The following is a 1,139-nucleotide window of genomic DNA, read 5'->3' on the forward strand; positions in this document are numbered from 1 at the left end:
CCTCGTAGTCCTCGCGCCCGTTACAGGTCTGCGCGTACGCCCACAGGTCGCCGGGTGTGCCGCGCCGCAGCAGGCAGGCGCGTACCTGGGCCTCGATCTCGTCGCGTTCCCTGCGGATCTCCGGCGACTCCGAACGCAGCAGCAGCGGGCCGCAGTAGGCGCGGGCCAGCGCTGCCGGGTCGCCGGCGGCGAGGTGGCGGCGCAGCTCCAGGAAGTCGGCCTCGACGGGGCAGGTCAGCCGGTACGGTTTGGCCGCGATCGCGTTGCCGAACTGGGCGCGCAGCCGGTGGATCTCCGCCCTGATCGTCACGGGGTTGCCGTCGTCGCCGTAGAGCAGGAACGACAGTTGCTCGGCCGTCAGCCCGTGGGGGTGCAGCGCCAGGAGGGCGAGGATCTCGGCGTGCCGGAGTGACAGGGGTTGTTCGCGGTCGCCGAAGGTGGCGGTGGGGGTGCGTTCGCCGAGGAACGCCATGGTCAGGGTCGGCGGTGTGGTGGACGGCGAGGGGCGCAGGAGAAAGCCGCTCGAGAAGGGCTCGATCAGGGCGACGGAGCCGTCTCTGAGGAGCATGCGCTGGGCCTGGTTGGCGAGGGGGACGCGTTCGCCGAGGCAGCCTGACGGGTCGCCGGAGATGACGCGGCCGGTGGACGACAGCAGGATGCCCGGCCGCCCGCGCAGCGCTTCGTAGCGGCGGCGCAGGTGTTCGTCGCGTTCGTGCATGCGCAGGGCGAGCTGGGACTCGGCCAGTTTGGCGGTGGTGGCGACCAGGGCGACGGTGGCGGGGTGGAGGGTGCGGGCGGTGCCGCTGACGTCGACGCAGCCGATGATCTGGCCGGAGTCGGGGTCGCTGATGGGGGCGGCGCTGCACGACCAGACGTGGAGCACGCGCATGAGGTGCTCTTCGGAGTAGACGTGGGTGGGTCGGCGGATCGCGAGGGCGGTGCCGATGCCGTTGGTGCCGACGTTGTGCTCGGCCCACTGGTGTCCGTCGGCGAGGCCGATCTGGTCGGCGCGGCGGATGATCGCCTGGCCGCCTTCCCGCCACAACACCCGTCCGTTGTCGTCGGTCACGACCATCACGTGGTCGATCTCGTCGGCCAGGCTGGACAGGGTCTCGACGAGGAGGGGGAGGAGAGGGCGC

1 protein-coding gene is annotated in these 1,139 nt (G+C 71.8%); it reads right to left on the reverse strand.

The window, feature by feature from the left end:
• A partial coding sequence (locus tag GUY59_RS47070) for a helix-turn-helix domain-containing protein (protein WP_161715155.1) occupies positions 1-1,139 on the reverse strand: 1,139 nt, incomplete at both ends.

The organism is Nonomuraea sp. K271, from assembly GCF_009908215.1.
Classification (GTDB): Bacteria; Actinomycetota; Actinomycetes; order Streptosporangiales; family Streptosporangiaceae; genus Nonomuraea; species Nonomuraea longispora.